Here is a 16,298-nt window from a genome sequence, read left to right as displayed (position 1 = left end):
TGATCAACGCGAGTTGAGGAGGAGGGGGCGGAGGGCTGCCACGATGGGGGCGTCGGCGGGGAGCCAGGTGACCGAGTCCAGTTCGTCGGCGGTGAGCCACCGGAGCGCCTCGTGCTCCAGCGCCTGCGGCTGGTCACCGCCGAGCAGGCGGGCCGCGTACACCTTCAGCACCGAGCGGCCGTGCGCCATCCGTACGTTGCGGCCGACCCGCTCACCGATCTCGACGCGTACGGCCAACTCCTCGGCGCACTCCCGGATCAGCGCGTCGGTCTCGGCCTCCCCCGGCTCGACCTTTCCGCCCGGAAACTCCCACATGCCCGCCACCTCGGGTGGGGCGGAACGCGCACAGGCGAGCACCCGCCCATCCCGGATGATCGCCGCACCGACGATCACCTTCAGGTCCCGTCGTTCGGCCTGCCCGCCACCATTCGCCCGTTCGGTCCGCACGGGCGTCCAGGGTGCCAGATCAATCGGCGGTTTGGGTACCGTAGCCGTCCGCTAGGCCAATAAGACACGGAAGTGTGGGCGTGGACACCCCTTCCGAGCAGCGAGAGACTAGGGGACACCGACAAGACACGGGATGGCGACGATTTGGCCACAAGCCGGCAACGGCGCTTGGGGGGTGCGGTGATGCGCGTGCTGTTCAACAGCAGGGCCAAGCACGACTACCTTTCCGACGCGTTGACCTTGCTATCTGGTTGGACACGCGAAGGCGAGCAGATCCGACGAACGCTCGTGATCGACGATACCCAACACGCCGCACTAACTGAACGCGTCAAGGTCGTCGCGGATGCACTGCATCTGCGACCCGAGATCAGCCGCCGGGCCGACAGCACCCAGATCCGGGTCGGGCACGGCAGCGGCGACCCCCTGACCGAGGGCGAGATCCTGTTGGCCGCCCGCATCGAGGACGCGTACCGGGCGGTCACCGAGCCCTGACAACCACTCCCGACCCCGACCCTGCGTCCTGCGGGTACCAGCGCAGCTCCACCGAGTTGCCATCCGGGTCCTGCACGTAGATCGAGGTCGCCGAACCGCGGTTGACCGTCAGCACCGGCCGGGTCAGCCATATCGTGAAGAAGCTGGAACGCCGGATCGGCGCACCGCTGTTCGCCCGCACCAGTCGCGTCGTCCGGCTGACCCCGATCGGCCGGCAACTCGCCGACGAGCTGGCCCCGCTGGTCGCCGAGATGGACGAGGCCGTCCGCCGCGCGATGGACGCCGCCCGGGGCGTCACTGGGACGCTACGAGTGGCGTTCCTCGGCGAGTGGACCGCGCCGGTGCTGCTCCGGGCAGTGGCCCTGTTCGGTGAACGGCACCCCGACTGCCGGGTGGAGGTGCACGAGGCGCAGTTGTCCACCACCCGATCCGGGCTGCTCGACGGCTCCACCGACGTGCTGATCGCCTCGTACCCCTTTGATGGCATGGCCACCGGCCCGGCGCTGCTCTCCGAAGGCCGGGCGCTGGCGGTGGCGGCGGGTCACCCGCTCACCCGGGAGCTGTCGGTGTCGTTGGAGGTGCTCGCCGATTACCCGGTGGTGCAGTACCCGACCGTGACCTCGGCCGAGTTCAAGCGGGACCGCACCCCGGAGCGCACCCCTTCCGGCCGGCCGGTGCCGAGGGGACCCGCCGGGAACACCTTCTCCGAGATGCTGTCCCTGGTCGCCCTGGGCCGGGGCGTCCTGCCCGTGGGCGAGCACACTCGGCGCTACTACCCGCGCCCCGACGTGGCGTACGTGCCCATCCACGACGCGCCACCGATCGAACGCGGGCCGGTCTGGCTGCCCAGCAACACCACCACCCGCGTACGCGAGTTCGTCCGCGCCGCGACCGACGCGAACCCCCGATGAGACACGCGGCGAGGTCCGCGCGTGGACCGAGGTCACCGGGGTACGAGACGGAGTGGTCGACTTCACCCACCACTACCACTTCGACGACGGGGAAGAGATTCTCAGCTCGGCGACCCTGCGCTTCCGCACCGAGGCCGAGTTGCGCGACTCCCTGACCAGGGCCGGCTTCCTCGTGGACCGCGTCCACGGTGGCTGGCACGGCGAGCCCGTCGGTCATGGCGACGGCGAGTTCGTGGTGCTCGCCCGGGTGGGCACGTTGGCACCGGTTTTCTAGTCTGGATCACATGGCGACCATCGCGTACGACCGCAAGGAGCAGGTCCAGCAGATCGAGAGCGGCCTCCTCGAAGGCGAGCAGATCATCGCCGTCTACGACGCCGTCGGCACCGGCACCGGGTTCATCGGGCTGACCGACCGCCGGGTGATCATCCAGGACCGCTCGTTCGTCGGAAAGCGGTTCGCGATCACCAGCATCCCGTACTCGAAGATCACCAGCGTGAGCGTGGTCAGCAACAAGTCGTGGGGTGGGTCCTTCTTCTCCACCGGCGCCATCGCCATCCACGTCGGCACGCACACCTATGAGGTGGAGTTCCGTGGCGCGCAGAAGAGCCACCACGTGCACAACGTGATCCTGCACCACATCTCCTGACGGCACGTCCCGTCGTGGGCCCGGCTGGCGTAATCGCCTTGCCGGGCCCACGTCGTCTCTGGTGTCCTGACTCGACAACCGCGCGAAGGGAGCAGCCATCATGCCCAACACAACGAGGTCCCCCGAACCCACAGTCATCCGACCCGAGGAATCGAGACTTCGTGAGCAGGACTGCTCCCCTGGCGCCGCTGGGCGCCACTGACCCCAACCCCGGAGGCCGCTGATGTCGGTCTTCGACGATCCCGGCCTCTTCGGCCGGCTGTGGGCCGCCGGATACGACGACGGCGGCACCAACCCCGACCCAGCCCCCGCCGTGGAATTCCTGGCCGACCTGGCCGACGGCGGTCCGGTTCTCGAACTGGCGATCGGCACCGGCCGGGTCGCACTTCCGCTGGCCGAGCGCGGCCTCGCCGTGCACGGCGTCGAGGCGTCCGAGGAGATGCTCGCGCAGCTGCGGGCGAAACCCGGCGGCGAGCGGATCCCGGTGGTCGTCGCCGACATGGCGGACGTACCCGTGCCGGGTGAGTTCCGGCTCGCGTACCTGGTCTTCAATACCCTGTTCAACCTGGTGGACGCCGAGCGGCAGGCGGACTGCTTCCGCAACGTCGCCCGGGTGCTGTCGCCCGGCGGTGCGTTCGTCATCGAGACGTTCGTGCCCGACCCGCGCAGCTTCGACTCGGACGAGCAGGTGCAGGTGCGTGACGTCACCGAGGACTCCGCGACGATCCGACTGCACCGGTACGACCGGCCGGCGCAGCGATTCATCCGGCAGACCATCACGTTCGATGCGGACGGTGTGCACCTGAAGCCGTTCGCCATGCGGTACGCCTGGCCGCACCAGATCGACGAGATGGCGCAGCAAGCCGGGCTCCGGCTCACCGAGCGGTACGCCGACTGGCACCGACGACCGTTCCAGGCCGACAGCCCGTCGCACATCTCCGTCTACCGGGCGGAGTAGCGGTTTGGTCGACTCGGGTTCCGGAAAGTCGGGGTGTCATCGCCACGACGACACCCCGACTTCAAGGAACCCGAGTCGATCTCCGTCTCTCGGTGGGTACCGAGATCAGTGCCCGTCGCTGATCTGGACGTCGTTCGGCGCCGGCCGGCCGCGTCCCGTCTCCACCAGCTCCTTGAGGCTCATCAGGAATATCGCCCACTTGGTGCTGCACTCGTGCATCAGTTCGGTCGGCGCACGCCAATCCGCGTGCGTGAAGTCGACGATCGTGTACCGACCTCGCTGGTCGAGACGCCAGCTGATCTCGGTGCCGATCCATTCGTCGGGGCCACCGACGAACCGCCACCGCACCCGGCCGGCGGGATCCAGCTCAAGGATCTCCAGGTCGAACCCGCCGTCGTCACCGAAGTGAACGGCCAACTGCCCGCCGACCTCGGTCTTGCCGGTCGTGTCGACCGACCACCAGCCGGCGACGCCCTCGGGGGTCGCCACCGTCCGGTAGACGTCGGCGAGCGGAGCGACGACGCCGACCTGGTGCAGGATGTCGACCATTTTCAGCCTCCCTGGTTGTTGGTGCTGTGGCGTTCGATCGTTTCGGCGATGCGCCTGATCCGGCGGAGTCGGGCGTCCCAGGTGGAGCCGACCGCCGACAACTGGGCGACCGCGCGGGCGAGTTGCTCCTCGTCCACCTGGTAATGACGTTCGCGTCCGGCCGGCTCGGCGTGGATCAGCCCAACCCGGTCCAGGACCGCCAGGTGCTTCGAGACCGCCTGGCGGGTGACGGGTAGCCGCCTGCTCAACGAGGTGGCCGTGCCCGGCCCGTCAGAGAGAAGAAGATCGATCATCGTACGACGAATGGGGTCGCCGATCGCCGACCACAGCTCGTCGTCGACCGCCGCGCTCACGGGGTCGCGACCAGCCGCGCAACGTACCCGCCCAGCCGGGGCATGTAGTGGTCCCAACCGTTCTCGTGGTCGCGGTACTGCTCTTCCAGGACGGCGACCTCCCAACCCAGCTCGCGGAAGCCGGTCTCGGTCATCCGGATCAGGGTCCCCACGCCACTGGGCACCAGGTCGAAGGTGACGAGCAGCGCCTGCCCACTCCGGTCCGGCTCCGTGAAGCACCACCGGAAGGAGAACCGCTTCGGCGGGTCGGCCTCGACGACGGCGAACGCGACGGTCTTCGTCTCGCCGGTGTCACCGTCGCGCCACACCAGCTCGCCGGGCGCTCCGGCGATCGACTCGAACCGCGCGTCGTCGGGCCACCACTCTCGCATGTGCTCGGGCTGGCTGACCACCTCGAAGACGACCTCGGGGGACGCGTTGACGTGAATGTCGCGTTCGATCGTTCCCTGTTCCATGCTCACAACCTTTCGCAACCTTTGGTTGCACTGAACCTACGACAACTCACGCCCATCGCGCAACCTTTCGTTGCACATCGCGGTTCCGTCGTACCCGGGATGCAGAATGCCGAGCATGTCTGAGCCGTCGCCGCACCAACACCACGCCATCGACTACATCGAGCTCACGGTGACCGACCTCGCCGTGGCCAAGCGCTTCTACACGGACGCGTTCGGTTGGCAGTTCAACGACTACGGGCCGGAGTACGCAGGCATCCGCAGCCCACACGGCGACTCCGCGCCCGAGGTGGGCGGTCTCCGTCTGGACAGGGAGGTCCGGGCGGGCGGCCCACTCGTGCTGCTCTACTCCAGCGACCTGGACCGGTCCGTGCAGGCCGTGAAGGAAGCCGGCGGCCAGGTGGTCAGCGGTCCGTACGAGTTCCCCGGTGGCCGGCGTTTCCACTTCACCGACCCCAGCGGCAACGAGCTGGGCGCCTGGGCCGAGCAGTAGGACCCTTGCATTCATGCACGCCTTGTTGGTAGTCGTGAATCCCGAGCCCGGGTCCCTGACACACCACGTGGCTCGGCGACTTGAGGCCGCCCTGCGCCCGAGTCCGGTCGAGATCGCCGACCTGGCGGAGGAGGGCTTCGACCCGAGATACACCCCGGCCGACCGCCTGGCGTACCAGCAGCGTGGCGGGCCGCCGCCCGACGTTCTCCGCGAGCAGCGGCGCATCGATCGAGCCGATCACCTCGTGCTGGTCTTTCCGGTCTACTGGTGGTCGATGCCGGCCCTACTGAAGGGGTGGATCGACCGCGTGTTCATCAACGGCTGGGCCTTCGACTACGCCCCGTCCACAGGCATCCAACCGCGGCTGCACCGCCTGACCACCCACCTGCTCCCCATTGCCGGTGACGACGCCGGCCTCTACGAGCGACACGGGTACGGGCACGCGCTACGGACACAGATCGAGCACGGGATCGTGTGGACTACTGCGGCAGCCGCCGTGGCGTCACGGCGTTCGCGCACGAGTCCGAGCAGGACGACTCCCCGGCCACGACACGAAACGTCGAACAAGCCGTAACCGCGATCCGGGACGCCATCTCCGTACCACTCGACGCGCGATAGGCCGGGTGCCGCCTCTCAGCCCGAGGGGTGGGTGACCGCGCCCCTGACCTATCGGAGGTCCTCGCCACACAGGACGAGACAGCCGAACATGTCCGTCGCTGACCGTCAGCGTCGGGCGCGCAGGACGCCGGTCAGCATCGGCAGGGTGAACTCGCCGTGCGCGGTTTCGGGTCGGCTCCCGAGGAACGCGCGGATCCGGTCGAGCGTGGCCGTTCGCTCCTCTTCCGGCATGACCAGCATCCCGGCCCGCGTCGCGAGCGTCGCGACGAGCGAGTCGGCGGTACGGCGCTGCCCGTGTGGGAACTCGACAGGCTCCGCCGACCCGAACCGGGCGACCAGGCCGGTGCTCGGAACGAGCATGTCCGCCGTAGCGGTGCGCCAACTGCTCAACGTGTCACGCGGGCCGATGGCCGCACTCCCGCTGACCCGTTCGAGCCCGGCAACCCAGTCGACCCGGTCGTCCAGGATGTTCCACAGACCAGCCAGGACACCGCCGGGTGCGAGAACTCTGGCGATCTCCGCCCCGGCAACGGCCATGTCGAACCAGTGCAGGGCGTTGCCGGCGAGCACGGCATCGACGGACCCGTCCGGCAACGGGATCGCCTCGGCGCTACCCGGCAGGGCACTGACGGCCGGCACCGCACGGCGTAGCTCGGTGAGCATCGCCGGGTCGGGTTCGACCGCCACGACGTCCGCGCCCACCGCCACGAGCGTCGCGGACAGCTTGCCGGTGCCGGCGCCCAGGTCAAGCACGCGTAGACCGGGGGCGGGCTCCAGCGCCCACCGCACCGCGGCCTGCGCGTAGTCCGGGCGGTGCTCGGCGTACGCGGTCGCGGCCGCGCCAAACGACGACCGGAGCTGCTGATCCGTCATCCGGTCAACCTACCGCCGCTTGTGGACAGAGCACAGGCAGAGCAGGTGGCCAGCCCAGGCGGCAGAGGTCGGACCTGAGTCAGACGTTGAAGCGGAGCGGAACTTTGTGCCGCCGTGGCCTGACCTGCGTCACGATGCTCGGCGTGCTGGTCGCGGCCCGTCGGCGGCTCACGCCACTTGTTGCTGGTTGCCGACGTTTGACGCTGTCTTGTGCCCCATGTGTGCCCCGACTCCGAGAGATGCTGCGTCACCAGCTCCGGCCGCCGGCAAGCAAGTCCTCCGCCCAAACGAGCGCTCGGAGGACTACCGCTCGGGTCAGCCCTTCGGCTGGATCGACATCAACTAGCAGCGTCGGTGCCTTACGACCCTCGGCCCAGGCACGCGCCTCCGGCGTCAACGCGTCGTCGATCCATACCGCAGGTCGTGAGCCCACATAGCTGGCGACGGCCGGCACCTTCTCCCGTGGCTCGAACGGGATCGGAGGAAAGCCGATCACGGGCAGCTGTGGAAGCTGTAGCACCGGTGCGAGAAGTCGATTCGCCTCGGCACCCCACCCGGTTGCCCAGGCTATCTCGAACCGGTCACCCAGCTCCCGAAGCCAAGCCGCGTGAGCGCGGCACAGCCGTACCGGCTCCTCGTCCGGGAAGAAGTCGAACTCCTCGTAGCCGGATGGACACTGGTCAGCCCCGAACGGGTTCAGAACCCCGTCGACGTCCAGCAGGAGGAGAGGCAGGCCGCTCGGCATGGTTGCCACAGTACGGAATCCGGCGTACAGGTCGACTCGTCCGTCGCCCACCAGGTCAGCCGCTCAAACACGGTAGCTGACCTGCTTTTCTTAGGGCCAGCACCCACGTCGCCGCGATCCACATTGGCCGGATCACGCCGCATCGCTCGGCAATCCTGGTGTGGCGGGCCGCAGCTACACTGGCGCCTCTGAATCCCCTGCTTGGCAACGGAGACGGAGGCGCGATGGTCAATCCGCTGTTGGACGCCGAGGATGCGCGCGAACGCCTGGAGGCATGGCAGGCCAACGCCGTGCGCAGGGCAGCCGACACGCAGGCCGCCGCTGCCGGCTTGGGCGCGCTGCGGGTCACGGCCAGCGACGCCCACGGGATCGTCGAGGTCACCGTCGACTCCACGGGGGCGATGGCCGACGTCCGGCTCTCCGCGCGGGCGCAGCGCGTGAGCCTGGAGCAGACGCAGCAGGCGATCATGGGTGCCTATCGCAACGCGCGGGTCAAGCTCGCCGAGGCCGCCGCCGAGGTCGTGCGGGAGACGGTCGGCGCCGACTCGGCGACCGGCCGGGCCCTGCTGGCCGGATTCCGGACCGCCGACACCGAGGACGAAGAGGGGCGTTACTGATGCACGGGGGGTTCGAGGTCGACGTCGAGGCGCTGCGCGCGCACGCCACGGCCATGTCGGCCATTCACGACCGCTTTGCCGCCGTCATGGCCGCGAGCGGCACCATCTTCCAGGCCGATGATGCGTACGGGCAGCTCTGCCAGTTCTTACCGCCCATCCTGGAGGGACGCCACCGGGACCAGGACAAGGGTGTGGGGATGCTCGCCGAGAACATCGCGCTGCTCGCTGCGGGAATCAAGAAAAACGCCGACGCCTACGAGCGGTCCGAGGAGTCGAACACCGACGGCTTCAACTCCTTCCACTCCGCGACCTGAGCCGGCCCGGCGCCCTCTCATGAGCAACCCACTGGTCGCCACGACCTCCGACATCGCTTCGACAAGCGCCGCGCACCGCGACGGCTGGACCGGCCTGCCGCTTGCCGACGACTACATGGGCATCAAGGACGCCATCGACTCCGGCAGCTGGATCGACGGCTCAGTCGCGGGCTTGGGCGCCGCTCTCGACGGGGCGGCCATCGCCATCGACCCGTTCAGCACGCTCCTGTCGATGGGCATCGAGTGGGCCATCGAGCAGGTCGAGCCACTGAAGCAGGCACTCGACTGGCTCGCCGGTGATCCCGAGACCATCGAGACGCACGCCTTGACCTGGGACAACATGGCCAATGAGTTGTTCTCCATCGCCGAGGACCTCAAGACGCGGCTGGTCGGCGACCTCGACGGATGGCAGGGCGCCGCCGCCGACGCCTACCGCGACATCCTGACCATCAACATCGACGTCGCCGGGATCTTCGCGGGCACGGCCGCCGGCATGGGTGCCGCGACCCGTGGCGCGGGGGTCCTGGTGCAGACGGTGCGGGAGGTGGTGCGCGCCTTCATCGCCGACTGCATCGCCAAGGTCGTGGTGTGGCTGGCCGAGGTGGTCTTCTCTCTCGGCTTCGCCACACCGCTTGTCGCCTCCCAGCTCGCGGTCGCCGTCGTCCGCTGGACCGGCCGCATCTTCGGCTGGCTGATGGGCCTGATCAGCAGCCTCTCCGCCCTTCGCGCACTCCTCGACGTCTAGGCGGCCCACGATGCGACAACTCATGGCGGCTCTGCGGACCACCGCCGCCCTGGTGGTCCTGTTCGCTGTGGCGGGCCTCCACAAGCACCCCTCAGGCCCCACCCCACCGCACGGCGGTGGCGACGATGGCCCCAAGCGTCCCAAGTTCAACCCCGCAATGATGCCCAAGCGCGTGGGACCAGCCCAGCAGCACGGCATCGAGCGCGCCCAGGCGGGCCGCCCGAAGGACGCCGACACATCCGAGCCCGAGGTACCGAAGAGGACCAACCCCTGGGACGACCCCGAGTTCGCCGACGCCAGGTTCGACATGGACCGCTTCGGTCAGATGGGCGACGGGGCGATGGACAAGATCTGGGACGGCGACGGCAAGGGCAATGGCGACCACAAGCCCTCCTCCACCGAGCCCGGCAAGACGCGCTTCCCGCCCGGCACCACCAAGGAGCAGGTCGAGGGCTGGTTCAAGAGCATCGCCGCCAACCCCGACAGCCGCCCTCAGGCGCGTCCCGGCGGCGACGGCTGGGTCGTCATCGGCACTCGCGACGGCATCACCTGCAAAGTTACCCTGGACAAGGACGGCAGCATCTCCGGCGGCCACCCCGTCAGCGGCGAGGGCGTCACCACCAACCCGCTGCCCTAACCACCGCACCCACGGGAGACCCATGGAAGTCAACGATTACATCCGGCGCACCCTCCGGATCATCGACCAGCTCGCACCCAAGATCAGCCCGAAGTACCTGCCGATCGTCCGGGACGCCGCCGGCGCCGGGGCCTGGGACCTGGCGATCACGACGCTCGTCGGCGCCGTGTGGGAGGAGGGCGTTGTGATCACCACGGCGGAGAAGGACGCGCTGCGGGAGCTCATGGAGTACCTCCAGGAGCCTCTGACGCGCCTGGAGCAGATCCGGACCTCGGACTGACGGCGGAAGCGTAGATCGGTTCCCTCGAACCCCTGCACCGTGTCGACCAGCTGGCGTCCCAGACCTGGCCCGATCTCGGCGGGCATGTCGATGGCGACTTTCACCGAACGGTAGATCTCGGGATCCGACTGCGGAAGGTGTCACTCCCGCCCCCATGCGGATTGAGTGGCAGTTCACGACCCGCTTCGCCGGCCCCTACCGGCACGACTACTACTGACCTGCGGCAACGGGTCGGATTCAGACGTTGAAGCGGAACTCCACCACGTCGCCGTCCTGCATGACGTACTCCTTGCCCTCGATGCGGACCTTGCCCGCCGCCTTGGCCGCTGCCATCGAACCGTGCTCGACCAGGTCGTGGTACGAGACCACCTCGGCCTTGATGAAGCCGCGCTGGAAGTCGCTGTGGATGACACCCGCGGCCTCCGGCGCTGTGGCGCCGACCGAGACGGTCCAGGCGCGGGCTTCCTTGGGGCCGGCCGTGAGGTACGTCTGGAGGCCGAGGGTGCGGAAGCCGACTCGGACGAGTTGGTTGAGGCCGGGCTCGTTCTGCCCGATCGACTCCAGCAGCTCGCGGGCCTCGTCCTCGGGCAGGTCCACCAGCTCGGATTCGATCTTGGCGTCCATGAAGATGGCCTCGGCGGGGGCGACCAGGGCGCGCAGTTCGTCGAGGAACGTCTCGTTGGCCAGCTCGGCCTCGTCGACGTTGAAGACGTACAGGAAGGGCTTGGTGGTGAGCAGGTGCAGCTCGCGCAGGTGCTCCAGCTCGATCTTGGCGGCGGCGGCCCCGGAGTAGAGGGTGGTGCCACCGTCGAGCACCTCGATCGCGGCCTTCGCGGCGGCGACCGCTGCGGCCCGGTCCTTGCGGAGCTTGGCCTCCTTCTCCAACCGGGGCAGCGCCTTGTCCAGGGTCTGCAGGTCGGCGAGGATCAGCTCGGTGTTGATCGTCTCGATGTCGTCGGCCGGGGAGATCTTGCCGTCGACGTGCACCACGTTCGGGTCGGAGAAGGCCCGGACGACCTGGCAGATCGCCGAGGCGTCGCGGATGTTGGCCAGGAAGGCGTTGCCCCGGCCCTGTCCCTTCGACGCGCCGCGGACCAGGCCGGCGATGTCGACGAACGACACCGGCGCCGGCAGCACCTTCTGCGAGGAGAAGATCTCGGCCAGCTTGCCCAGCCGCTCGTCGGGCAGCCCGACCACGCCGACGTTGGGCTCGATGGTGGCGAACGGGTAGTTCGCCGCCAGCACGTCGTTCTTGGTCAACGCGTTGAAAAGCGTGCTCTTGCCGACGTTGGGCAGGCCGACGATGCCGATGGTAAGACTCACGACGGGCCAGCTTACGCCGGTCCCGGCCGGGCCGGTCCAGGCGGCTCCGATTCGGCGCGGGGCAGATGGTCGATCGTCGCTCCCCCCGGGCCCTGCCCGGCGTTGCTAATCTCCCGGTTCGATGTTCCGCTGCTGGAGGTGGGATGACCTCGACGTTGCCTGAGCTGTACATCGCCGTCGACGTGGAGGCGGACGGGCCGATCCCCGGGCCGTACAGCATGATCTCGCTGGGCATGGCCGTGGCCGGCCGCCCGGACCTGACCTTCTACACCGAGCTGCGTCCCATCTCCGACGAGTTCGTCCCGGCGGCGCTGGCCGTCTCCGGCCTGGATCGGGAACGGCTGCTGCGGGAGGCGCCCACCGCACAGGGGGCGATGTCGGCCGCGGCGGCCTGGGTCAACGGACTGCGCCGGGTCGGCCGTCCGGTCTTCCTCGCCGCCCCGGCCGTCTGGGACGGCATGTTCGTGCACTGGTACTTCGTCCGCTTCGTCGGGCACAGCCCGTTCGGTGCGACCGGCTCAGGTGTCGATCTCCGCAGCTACTGGATGGGGTTGACCGGCAGCGAGTGGGCCAAAACCCGTCAGGGCACGATCAAGCACGAGCTGGGCCTGCACGACATGCCGCACACGCACCACGCCGGGGAGGACGCCGCCGAGCTGGCCCAGGTCTTCGACGCGGTGCTGCGCCGCCGGGAGCCTGCCAACGAGGCGTGACGCTCAGCCGAGCTGACGGGGGGCGATGACCGCCTCCCGGACGCTGCCGTCCGCGCCGCGGCTGACCTCGTACGCCGAGACGCCCCCACGGTCCGCGATTGCCTCGACCAGGCGGGTGCCCCGGTAGACCAGGCCGACGCCGTCGTCGGTGCAGTGGCTGGTGGGGAGCGTGCCGTCGCCGACCAGCTCGTGCATGAGCGGGCGGCGCTGGCCCTCGCTGTCGTAGTGCACCCCGTTGCCGTACGGCAGCCAGGCCAGGCCGTCGGTGAAGCCGCGCAGCCGGGGGCCGAAGCTGTCGGTGGCACCGCCGACGTGCCAGCAGATCGAGCCGGCGGAGACGCCGGCCAGCACCACGCCGGCCTGCCAGCACTCGTGCAGGATCTCGTCGAGCCCGTGCACCCGCCACACCGCTATCAGGTTGGCCACGCTGCCACCGTCGACCCAGATCACGTCCTGGGCGAGCAGGTGGGCGCGGACGTCCTCGATGTTCGGCATCGGGAACAGGGCGAGGTGGGACAGCCGGAACCGGGTGTCGGCGAACGCGCCGTAGACGGCTGTCAACGAGGTCGGCTGGTCGCCGACAGCCTGCCCGAGATAGCAGACCCGCGGCTGCGCACCAGCCTCGGCCAGCTCGGCTGCCAGCTCGAAGACCGGGCTGGGACGCAGGTCGTAGGGCCCGCGGCCGCCCCGGAAGAAGCCCATGCTGGTGGCGATGATTGTCGGTTCGCTGGCGGGCATCGGAGCGTCCTTCCGGTCGGGGACGGTGCGGCGTCCATCCTGCCGCAGCCGGCGTCCCGGCCGCTCGGCACGGGGCCGAACCTCCCCCCATGATCAGCGAGACTGGTCGGGGCGCCGCTGGCGGGGCACCTCGACCTCGGGCCAACGCCCCAGGGCCGAGCGGTCTGCCGGGGGCAGTTGCGCCGCGGCGGCGCGAGGCACTGTGAACCGGTCGGCGGCGGCCGGCCCGGCCGAGACCGACTCGCGCAGCATCCAGCGCACCTCGTCGGCCGTCCAGCCCAACCCGGGCCGCGCGGCGATCTCGCGGATCAACCGCCGGCCGACAGTCGTGTCGTCGTCGTAGAAGCGCATGCACCAGTGGTGCGTCCACATCCCCAGCGCCCGCAGGCCCGCGTCGTCGAGCGAGCCGGCCAACCGGCCGCAGGCGGTGTCGGGGAAACTCTGCTCGGGGTCGCCCGCCCGGTCCCGTTCGAGGGCGCCCTTGGCGGCCGGCGCGACGGCCCGCATCCGGCGGTAGAAGGACTGCGCCACCGCCCTGGGCAACGGCGGGAACGCGCCAGGTGTCAACGCCGCCGCCCAACCCGCCACGCTCGTCATCCGCCGCATCCCTTCTTCAGTTGGTGGCCGGACGCTACCCGGCACGACCGACACTTTCGGACCGAAAAACCCCACCGATCGTGGATAGCGACGATGACCTGGGGCGTCTGTATCTGTGACAACGAAACGGGGGTGACGGGTGGACGAGGACGAGCGCGCGCGGCTGGCCGAGTTCGTCGGCAGTCGGACTCCGGCGCTGATGCGGGTCGCGTACCTGCTGACCGGGGACCGCAACGCCGCCGAGGACCTGTTCCAGTCGGCGTTGGCGCGGACCATCCCGAAGTGGGGAACCATTCGGCACACCGATCCCGAGGGCTATCTGCGGGTGGTGATGTACCGCGAGCAGATCAGCTGGTGGCGGCGACTTCGCCGGTGGCGGGAGACACCGCTCAACCCGGCGGACGAACCGGTCGGCGGCGACCCCAGCGGCGGCTCCGACGTGCGGTTGGCGATGCGTGCCGCGCTGCGTCACCTGCCACCGACGCAGCGGGCGGTGGTGGTCCTCCGCTACTACGAGGACCTGCCCGAAGCCCGGGTGGCCGAGTTGCTGGGCTGCTCGGTGGGCACCGTACGCAGCCGTACCCATCGAGCGGTGCAACGACTGCGCGACCTTCTGCCGGACGTCGACATGCTGGAGGTGCGGCGATGACCGAACCCTTCGAGCACCTCATCCGCTCCACCCTCACCGACCTGGCCGAGGAGGCACCGATCGTGCATGACCAGTTGAGCCGAGCGGAACGGCGGGTGCGCAACCGACGCCGCGCCACTGTGACGGCAGGGGCGGTGGGCACCCTGGCGGCGATCCTGATCGCCACCCCGATCGCCCTGGCGGCGACCGGCTCGGACGAGCCTCCGCCGGCCGTGCCCAGCCCGGCCGGACCGGCGGCCGTGCCCAGCCCGCCCGTGCCCACGCCATCCGCGCCCACCGCGGTGCCGACGATCGAACCGAGCCCTGGCGGCGCGAAGACGGACCCGCTTGTCACACCTGGCCCGCCCGGCGTACCGGGCCAACCGACGGCCAAGCCGAGCCGGCCGGGCCTGCCGGGCGCACCGGGCATTCCGTCCGTCTCACCAACCCCGTCGCCTCCGCTGGGCCCGCCCGGTGTGCCGGGCCGGCCGACGGCCGTGCCGATCCCGTCGCGTTGAGCAGAACCGGTCAGGTCGGTGGTTCTTCCGCCCCGACCTGACCGGTCACCCCGGGAATCGATCGGAGATGTCGGTCACCTCCGCACGGCGCTCCCCGTAGCGGCGAGCGTCGCGCGAAGGTGACCGACGGGAGCGAAATTTGTCGAGACCGGCGTGCCTGCTCATTCTTGGGCCATGACCGATCCCGGATACCCGAGGTGCGAGCTGCGGGGGCGACGATGAGCACCGCCATGGCCCGGGTGCCCGACTCCCTCCGGGGGCAGATCGTCACACCCGGCGACCGCCGGTACGCGCAGCTGCGCTCGACCTACACCAGGTCGGCCTCACCGGCCGCGGTCCTGCTGCCGAAGACCACCGCGCAGGTGGTCGACGCGCTCCGCTACGCGCGGGAGCAACGGCTGCCCATCGCGGTCCGCAGCGGCGGGCACGGCCTCTCCGGAGCCTCGTCCAACAACGGCGGGGTGGTCATCGACCTGTCCATGCTCAACCGGGTTCAGGTGATCGACGAGCGGGCCGGGCTGGTCCGGGTCGAGGCCGGCGCCCGCTGGGCGAACGTCGCGAAGGCGCTGGCCCCGTACGGCCTGGTGATCAGCTCGGGTGACTACGGCGGCGTCGGCGTGGGCGGCCTGGCCACCGGCGGTGGGGTCGGCTGGCTGGTCCGCGCCCACGGCCTCACCATCGACCGGGTCCGTGCGGTCGAGGTGGTGCTGGCGGACGGGACGCTGGTGCGCGCGGACGCCGAACACGAGCCGGAGTTGTTCTGGCTGGTCCGTGGTGCCGGGGCCGGCGCGGGGATCGTGGTGGCGTTCGAGATCGAGGCGGCCGAGCAGCGCAACGTCGGTGTCGCCCAGCTGGTCGTCGAGGCGCATCCGGACGGTCGCACCGTCCGGGAGTGGACGAGCTACCTCGCGCGGGCGCCACGGGAGTTGTCCGCCGCCGCCGTGGTGTTCGCGGAGGGTCGATCGGTCCTCATGTCCATCACCGCAGTGGTCGCCGCCGAGAGCCTGCGCCGGGCCCGACCGGCGGTGGAACCGCTGCTCGCCATCGGCAAGGTGCTCGAACACCGCACCGACCTGCTGCCCTACCCGACGCTGGTGCCGACCGCGCACCTCAACCCGAACGTCGGGCAGCAGCGTGGCACCACCACGAACGGTCTGTTCACCGCGCTGGACGACGCCGGGGCGCGGGCCGTGACGCGGGCGGTGACCGGGCCGGGGCGGGCCGTGATCCAGCTCCGCTCGTTGGGTGGGGCGGTCAACGACGTCGCCTCCGACGCGACCGCGTACCCGCATCGTCACCAGGACACGCTGATCGTGGCCTCGGTGTTTCCGCCGCAGGCCGATGCCGCGTTGAACGCCGCCTGGCGGGCCGCCGGGGCGCGCGCCGACGGCGCGTACGTCAACTTCGAGAGCCGGCCGGACCCGGCCGCGTTCGCCCGGATCTACCCGGGCGAGACCGGGGCCCGGGTCCGGCGGCTGTGGAAGCGGTACGACCCGGACGGTGTGTTCCGACCGGCCCTGCTGACCGGCCAGGGCAGCCGCACCGCGCAGACCAGCCGCACCGCGCAGACCAACCGGACCGGGCAGACCACCCGGACCGGTCGGTCCGGTCAGCCGCACCGACGTCGCCGCTGACACCGCGGCGGGGTCC

Annotated in this window: 25 protein-coding genes; 16 read left to right on the top strand and 9 right to left on the bottom strand. The window is 70.0% G+C overall.

Annotation, left to right across the window (positions count from 1 at the left end; translation table 11 throughout):
- Positions 1-3: 3 nt before the first annotated feature.
- Positions 4-447 carry a (deoxy)nucleoside triphosphate pyrophosphohydrolase gene (locus tag KBX71_RS17040; RefSeq protein ID WP_124823236.1) on the bottom strand — a complete coding sequence of 148 codons (444 nt, stop codon included), beginning with the start codon at positions 445-447 and terminating at the stop codon, positions 4-6.
- A gap of 183 nt (positions 448-630) precedes the next feature.
- Here KBX71_RS17040 and KBX71_RS17035 point away from each other — a divergent pair, with 183 nt between their 5' ends.
- The 5 genes from KBX71_RS17035 (at position 631) to KBX71_RS17015 (ending at position 3,455) form a co-directional block, all read left to right on the top strand.
- Positions 631-939, top strand: a complete 309-nt coding sequence (locus KBX71_RS17035) for a 4a-hydroxytetrahydrobiopterin dehydratase (protein ID WP_196929602.1) — start codon at positions 631-633, stop codon at positions 937-939.
- A 101-nt stretch (positions 940-1,040) separates the two neighbouring features.
- Positions 1,041-1,850 (top strand): LysR family transcriptional regulator, encoded by an 810-nt coding sequence (locus tag KBX71_RS17030; RefSeq protein ID WP_247683608.1) that lies wholly within the window; start codon positions 1,041-1,043, stop codon positions 1,848-1,850.
- 52 nt (positions 1,851-1,902) lie between these two features.
- Positions 1,903-2,124 (top strand): hypothetical protein, encoded by a 222-nt coding sequence (locus KBX71_RS17025; RefSeq protein ID WP_210818999.1) that lies wholly within the window; start codon positions 1,903-1,905, stop codon positions 2,122-2,124.
- Between the two features lie 10 nt (positions 2,125-2,134).
- Positions 2,135-2,497 (top strand): PH domain-containing protein, encoded by a 363-nt coding sequence (locus tag KBX71_RS17020; RefSeq protein ID WP_124823240.1) that lies wholly within the window; start codon positions 2,135-2,137, stop codon positions 2,495-2,497.
- A 223-nt stretch (positions 2,498-2,720) separates the two neighbouring features.
- On the top strand, positions 2,721-3,455 hold the full coding sequence (locus KBX71_RS17015) for a class I SAM-dependent methyltransferase (protein WP_210818998.1): 735 nt from the start codon (positions 2,721-2,723) through the stop codon (positions 3,453-3,455).
- A gap of 105 nt (positions 3,456-3,560) precedes the next feature.
- On the opposite strand, the gene KBX71_RS17010 is transcribed toward KBX71_RS17015, so the two are convergent.
- Genes KBX71_RS17010 through KBX71_RS17000 form a run of 3 tightly spaced genes read right to left on the bottom strand, consistent with a single transcriptional unit; the run spans position 3,561 to position 4,812 of the window.
- On the bottom strand, positions 3,561-4,004 hold the full coding sequence (locus tag KBX71_RS17010) for an SRPBCC domain-containing protein (protein ID WP_210818997.1): 444 nt from the start codon (positions 4,002-4,004) through the stop codon (positions 3,561-3,563).
- Positions 4,005-4,006: 2 nt separating this feature from the next.
- Positions 4,007-4,357, bottom strand: a complete 351-nt coding sequence (locus KBX71_RS17005) for a helix-turn-helix transcriptional regulator (protein ID WP_210818996.1) — start codon at positions 4,355-4,357, stop codon at positions 4,007-4,009.
- Positions 4,354-4,812 (bottom strand): SRPBCC domain-containing protein, encoded by a 459-nt coding sequence (locus KBX71_RS17000; protein WP_210818995.1) that lies wholly within the window; start codon positions 4,810-4,812, stop codon positions 4,354-4,356. The genes KBX71_RS17005 and KBX71_RS17000 overlap by 4 nt, the downstream gene beginning before the upstream one ends.
- A gap of 115 nt (positions 4,813-4,927) precedes the next feature.
- Here KBX71_RS17000 and KBX71_RS16995 point away from each other — a divergent pair, with 115 nt between their 5' ends.
- Together KBX71_RS16995 and KBX71_RS16990 are read left to right on the top strand one after the other, a co-directional pair.
- A complete protein-coding gene (locus tag KBX71_RS16995; RefSeq protein ID WP_210818994.1) occupies positions 4,928-5,302 on the top strand; it encodes a VOC family protein in 375 nt (124 codons plus the stop codon).
- A gap of 13 nt (positions 5,303-5,315) precedes the next feature.
- On the top strand, positions 5,316-5,876 hold the full coding sequence (locus KBX71_RS16990; protein ID WP_210818993.1) for an NAD(P)H-dependent oxidoreductase: 561 nt from the start codon (positions 5,316-5,318) through the stop codon (positions 5,874-5,876).
- Between the two features lie 149 nt (positions 5,877-6,025).
- On the opposite strand, the gene KBX71_RS16985 is transcribed toward KBX71_RS16990, so the two are convergent.
- Positions 6,026-6,793, bottom strand: a complete 768-nt coding sequence (locus KBX71_RS16985; RefSeq protein WP_210818992.1) for a class I SAM-dependent methyltransferase — start codon at positions 6,791-6,793, stop codon at positions 6,026-6,028.
- Positions 6,794-7,040: 247 nt separating this feature from the next.
- Entirely contained in the window at positions 7,041-7,538 is a 498-nt protein-coding gene (locus KBX71_RS16980; RefSeq protein ID WP_210818991.1) for an HAD domain-containing protein, read from the bottom strand.
- 224 nt (positions 7,539-7,762) lie between these two features.
- Between KBX71_RS16980 and KBX71_RS16975 the strand changes: the two genes are divergently transcribed.
- From KBX71_RS16975 to KBX71_RS16955, 5 genes are read left to right on the top strand one after another with little or no spacing between them, the layout of a single operon-like run.
- Complete coding sequence (locus tag KBX71_RS16975; protein ID WP_196919699.1) at positions 7,763-8,155, top strand: YbaB/EbfC family nucleoid-associated protein; 393 nt, start codon at positions 7,763-7,765, stop codon at positions 8,153-8,155.
- The gene (locus tag KBX71_RS16970) at positions 8,155-8,469 is read left to right on the top strand and encodes a hypothetical protein (RefSeq protein WP_210818990.1); all 315 of its coding nucleotides are present in this window, start codon (positions 8,155-8,157) and stop codon (positions 8,467-8,469) included. Before KBX71_RS16975 ends, KBX71_RS16970 begins: the two co-directional genes overlap by 1 nt.
- Before the next feature lie 19 nt (positions 8,470-8,488).
- Entirely contained in the window at positions 8,489-9,214 is a 726-nt protein-coding gene (locus tag KBX71_RS16965) for a WXG100 family type VII secretion target (RefSeq protein ID WP_210818989.1), read from the top strand.
- A gap of 22 nt (positions 9,215-9,236) precedes the next feature.
- Positions 9,237-9,851, top strand: a complete 615-nt coding sequence (locus KBX71_RS16960; protein WP_210818988.1) for an EndoU domain-containing protein — start codon at positions 9,237-9,239, stop codon at positions 9,849-9,851.
- 22 nt (positions 9,852-9,873) lie between these two features.
- A complete protein-coding gene (locus tag KBX71_RS16955) occupies positions 9,874-10,131 on the top strand; it encodes a hypothetical protein (protein ID WP_030333696.1) in 258 nt (85 codons plus the stop codon).
- Between the two features lie 237 nt (positions 10,132-10,368).
- On the opposite strand, the gene ychF is transcribed toward KBX71_RS16955, so the two are convergent.
- Positions 10,369-11,454, bottom strand: a complete 1,086-nt coding sequence (gene ychF / locus KBX71_RS16950) for a redox-regulated ATPase YchF (protein ID WP_124815243.1) — start codon at positions 11,452-11,454, stop codon at positions 10,369-10,371.
- A gap of 143 nt (positions 11,455-11,597) precedes the next feature.
- On the opposite strand from ychF, the gene KBX71_RS16945 reads away from it, so the two are divergent.
- Positions 11,598-12,167, top strand: coding sequence for an exonuclease (locus KBX71_RS16945; protein ID WP_210818987.1), 570 nt, complete (start codon positions 11,598-11,600; stop codon positions 12,165-12,167).
- A gap of 3 nt (positions 12,168-12,170) precedes the next feature.
- Here KBX71_RS16945 and KBX71_RS16940 read toward each other — a convergent pair whose 3' ends face one another.
- Positions 12,171-12,905, bottom strand: a complete 735-nt coding sequence (locus KBX71_RS16940) for a peptidase E (RefSeq protein ID WP_210818986.1) — start codon at positions 12,903-12,905, stop codon at positions 12,171-12,173.
- A 93-nt stretch (positions 12,906-12,998) separates the two neighbouring features.
- On the bottom strand, positions 12,999-13,502 hold the full coding sequence (locus tag KBX71_RS16935; RefSeq protein ID WP_210818985.1) for a hypothetical protein: 504 nt from the start codon (positions 13,500-13,502) through the stop codon (positions 12,999-13,001).
- A gap of 139 nt (positions 13,503-13,641) precedes the next feature.
- Here KBX71_RS16935 and KBX71_RS16930 point away from each other — a divergent pair, with 139 nt between their 5' ends.
- The 3 genes from KBX71_RS16930 (at position 13,642) to KBX71_RS16920 (ending at position 16,282) form a co-directional block, all read left to right on the top strand.
- Positions 13,642-14,151 carry a SigE family RNA polymerase sigma factor gene (locus KBX71_RS16930; RefSeq protein WP_210818984.1) on the top strand — a complete coding sequence of 170 codons (510 nt, stop codon included), beginning with the start codon at positions 13,642-13,644 and terminating at the stop codon, positions 14,149-14,151.
- Positions 14,148-14,648, top strand: coding sequence for a hypothetical protein (locus KBX71_RS16925; RefSeq protein WP_210818983.1), 501 nt, complete (start codon positions 14,148-14,150; stop codon positions 14,646-14,648). The genes KBX71_RS16930 and KBX71_RS16925 overlap by 4 nt, the downstream gene beginning before the upstream one ends.
- A 218-nt stretch (positions 14,649-14,866) precedes the next feature.
- Positions 14,867-16,282: an FAD-binding oxidoreductase gene (locus KBX71_RS16920; RefSeq protein WP_210818982.1), complete on the top strand. Its 1,416-nt coding sequence runs from the start codon at positions 14,867-14,869 to the stop codon at positions 16,280-16,282.
- Positions 16,283-16,298 lie beyond the last annotated feature (16 nt).

It is taken from the genome of Micromonospora sp. D93 (assembly GCF_018070365.1).
GTDB lineage: Bacteria > Actinomycetota > Actinomycetes > Mycobacteriales > Micromonosporaceae > Micromonospora > Micromonospora ureilytica.
The sequence above is the reverse complement of the archived record's forward strand: the minus strand, read 5'-3'. Positions and strand labels throughout refer to the sequence as shown.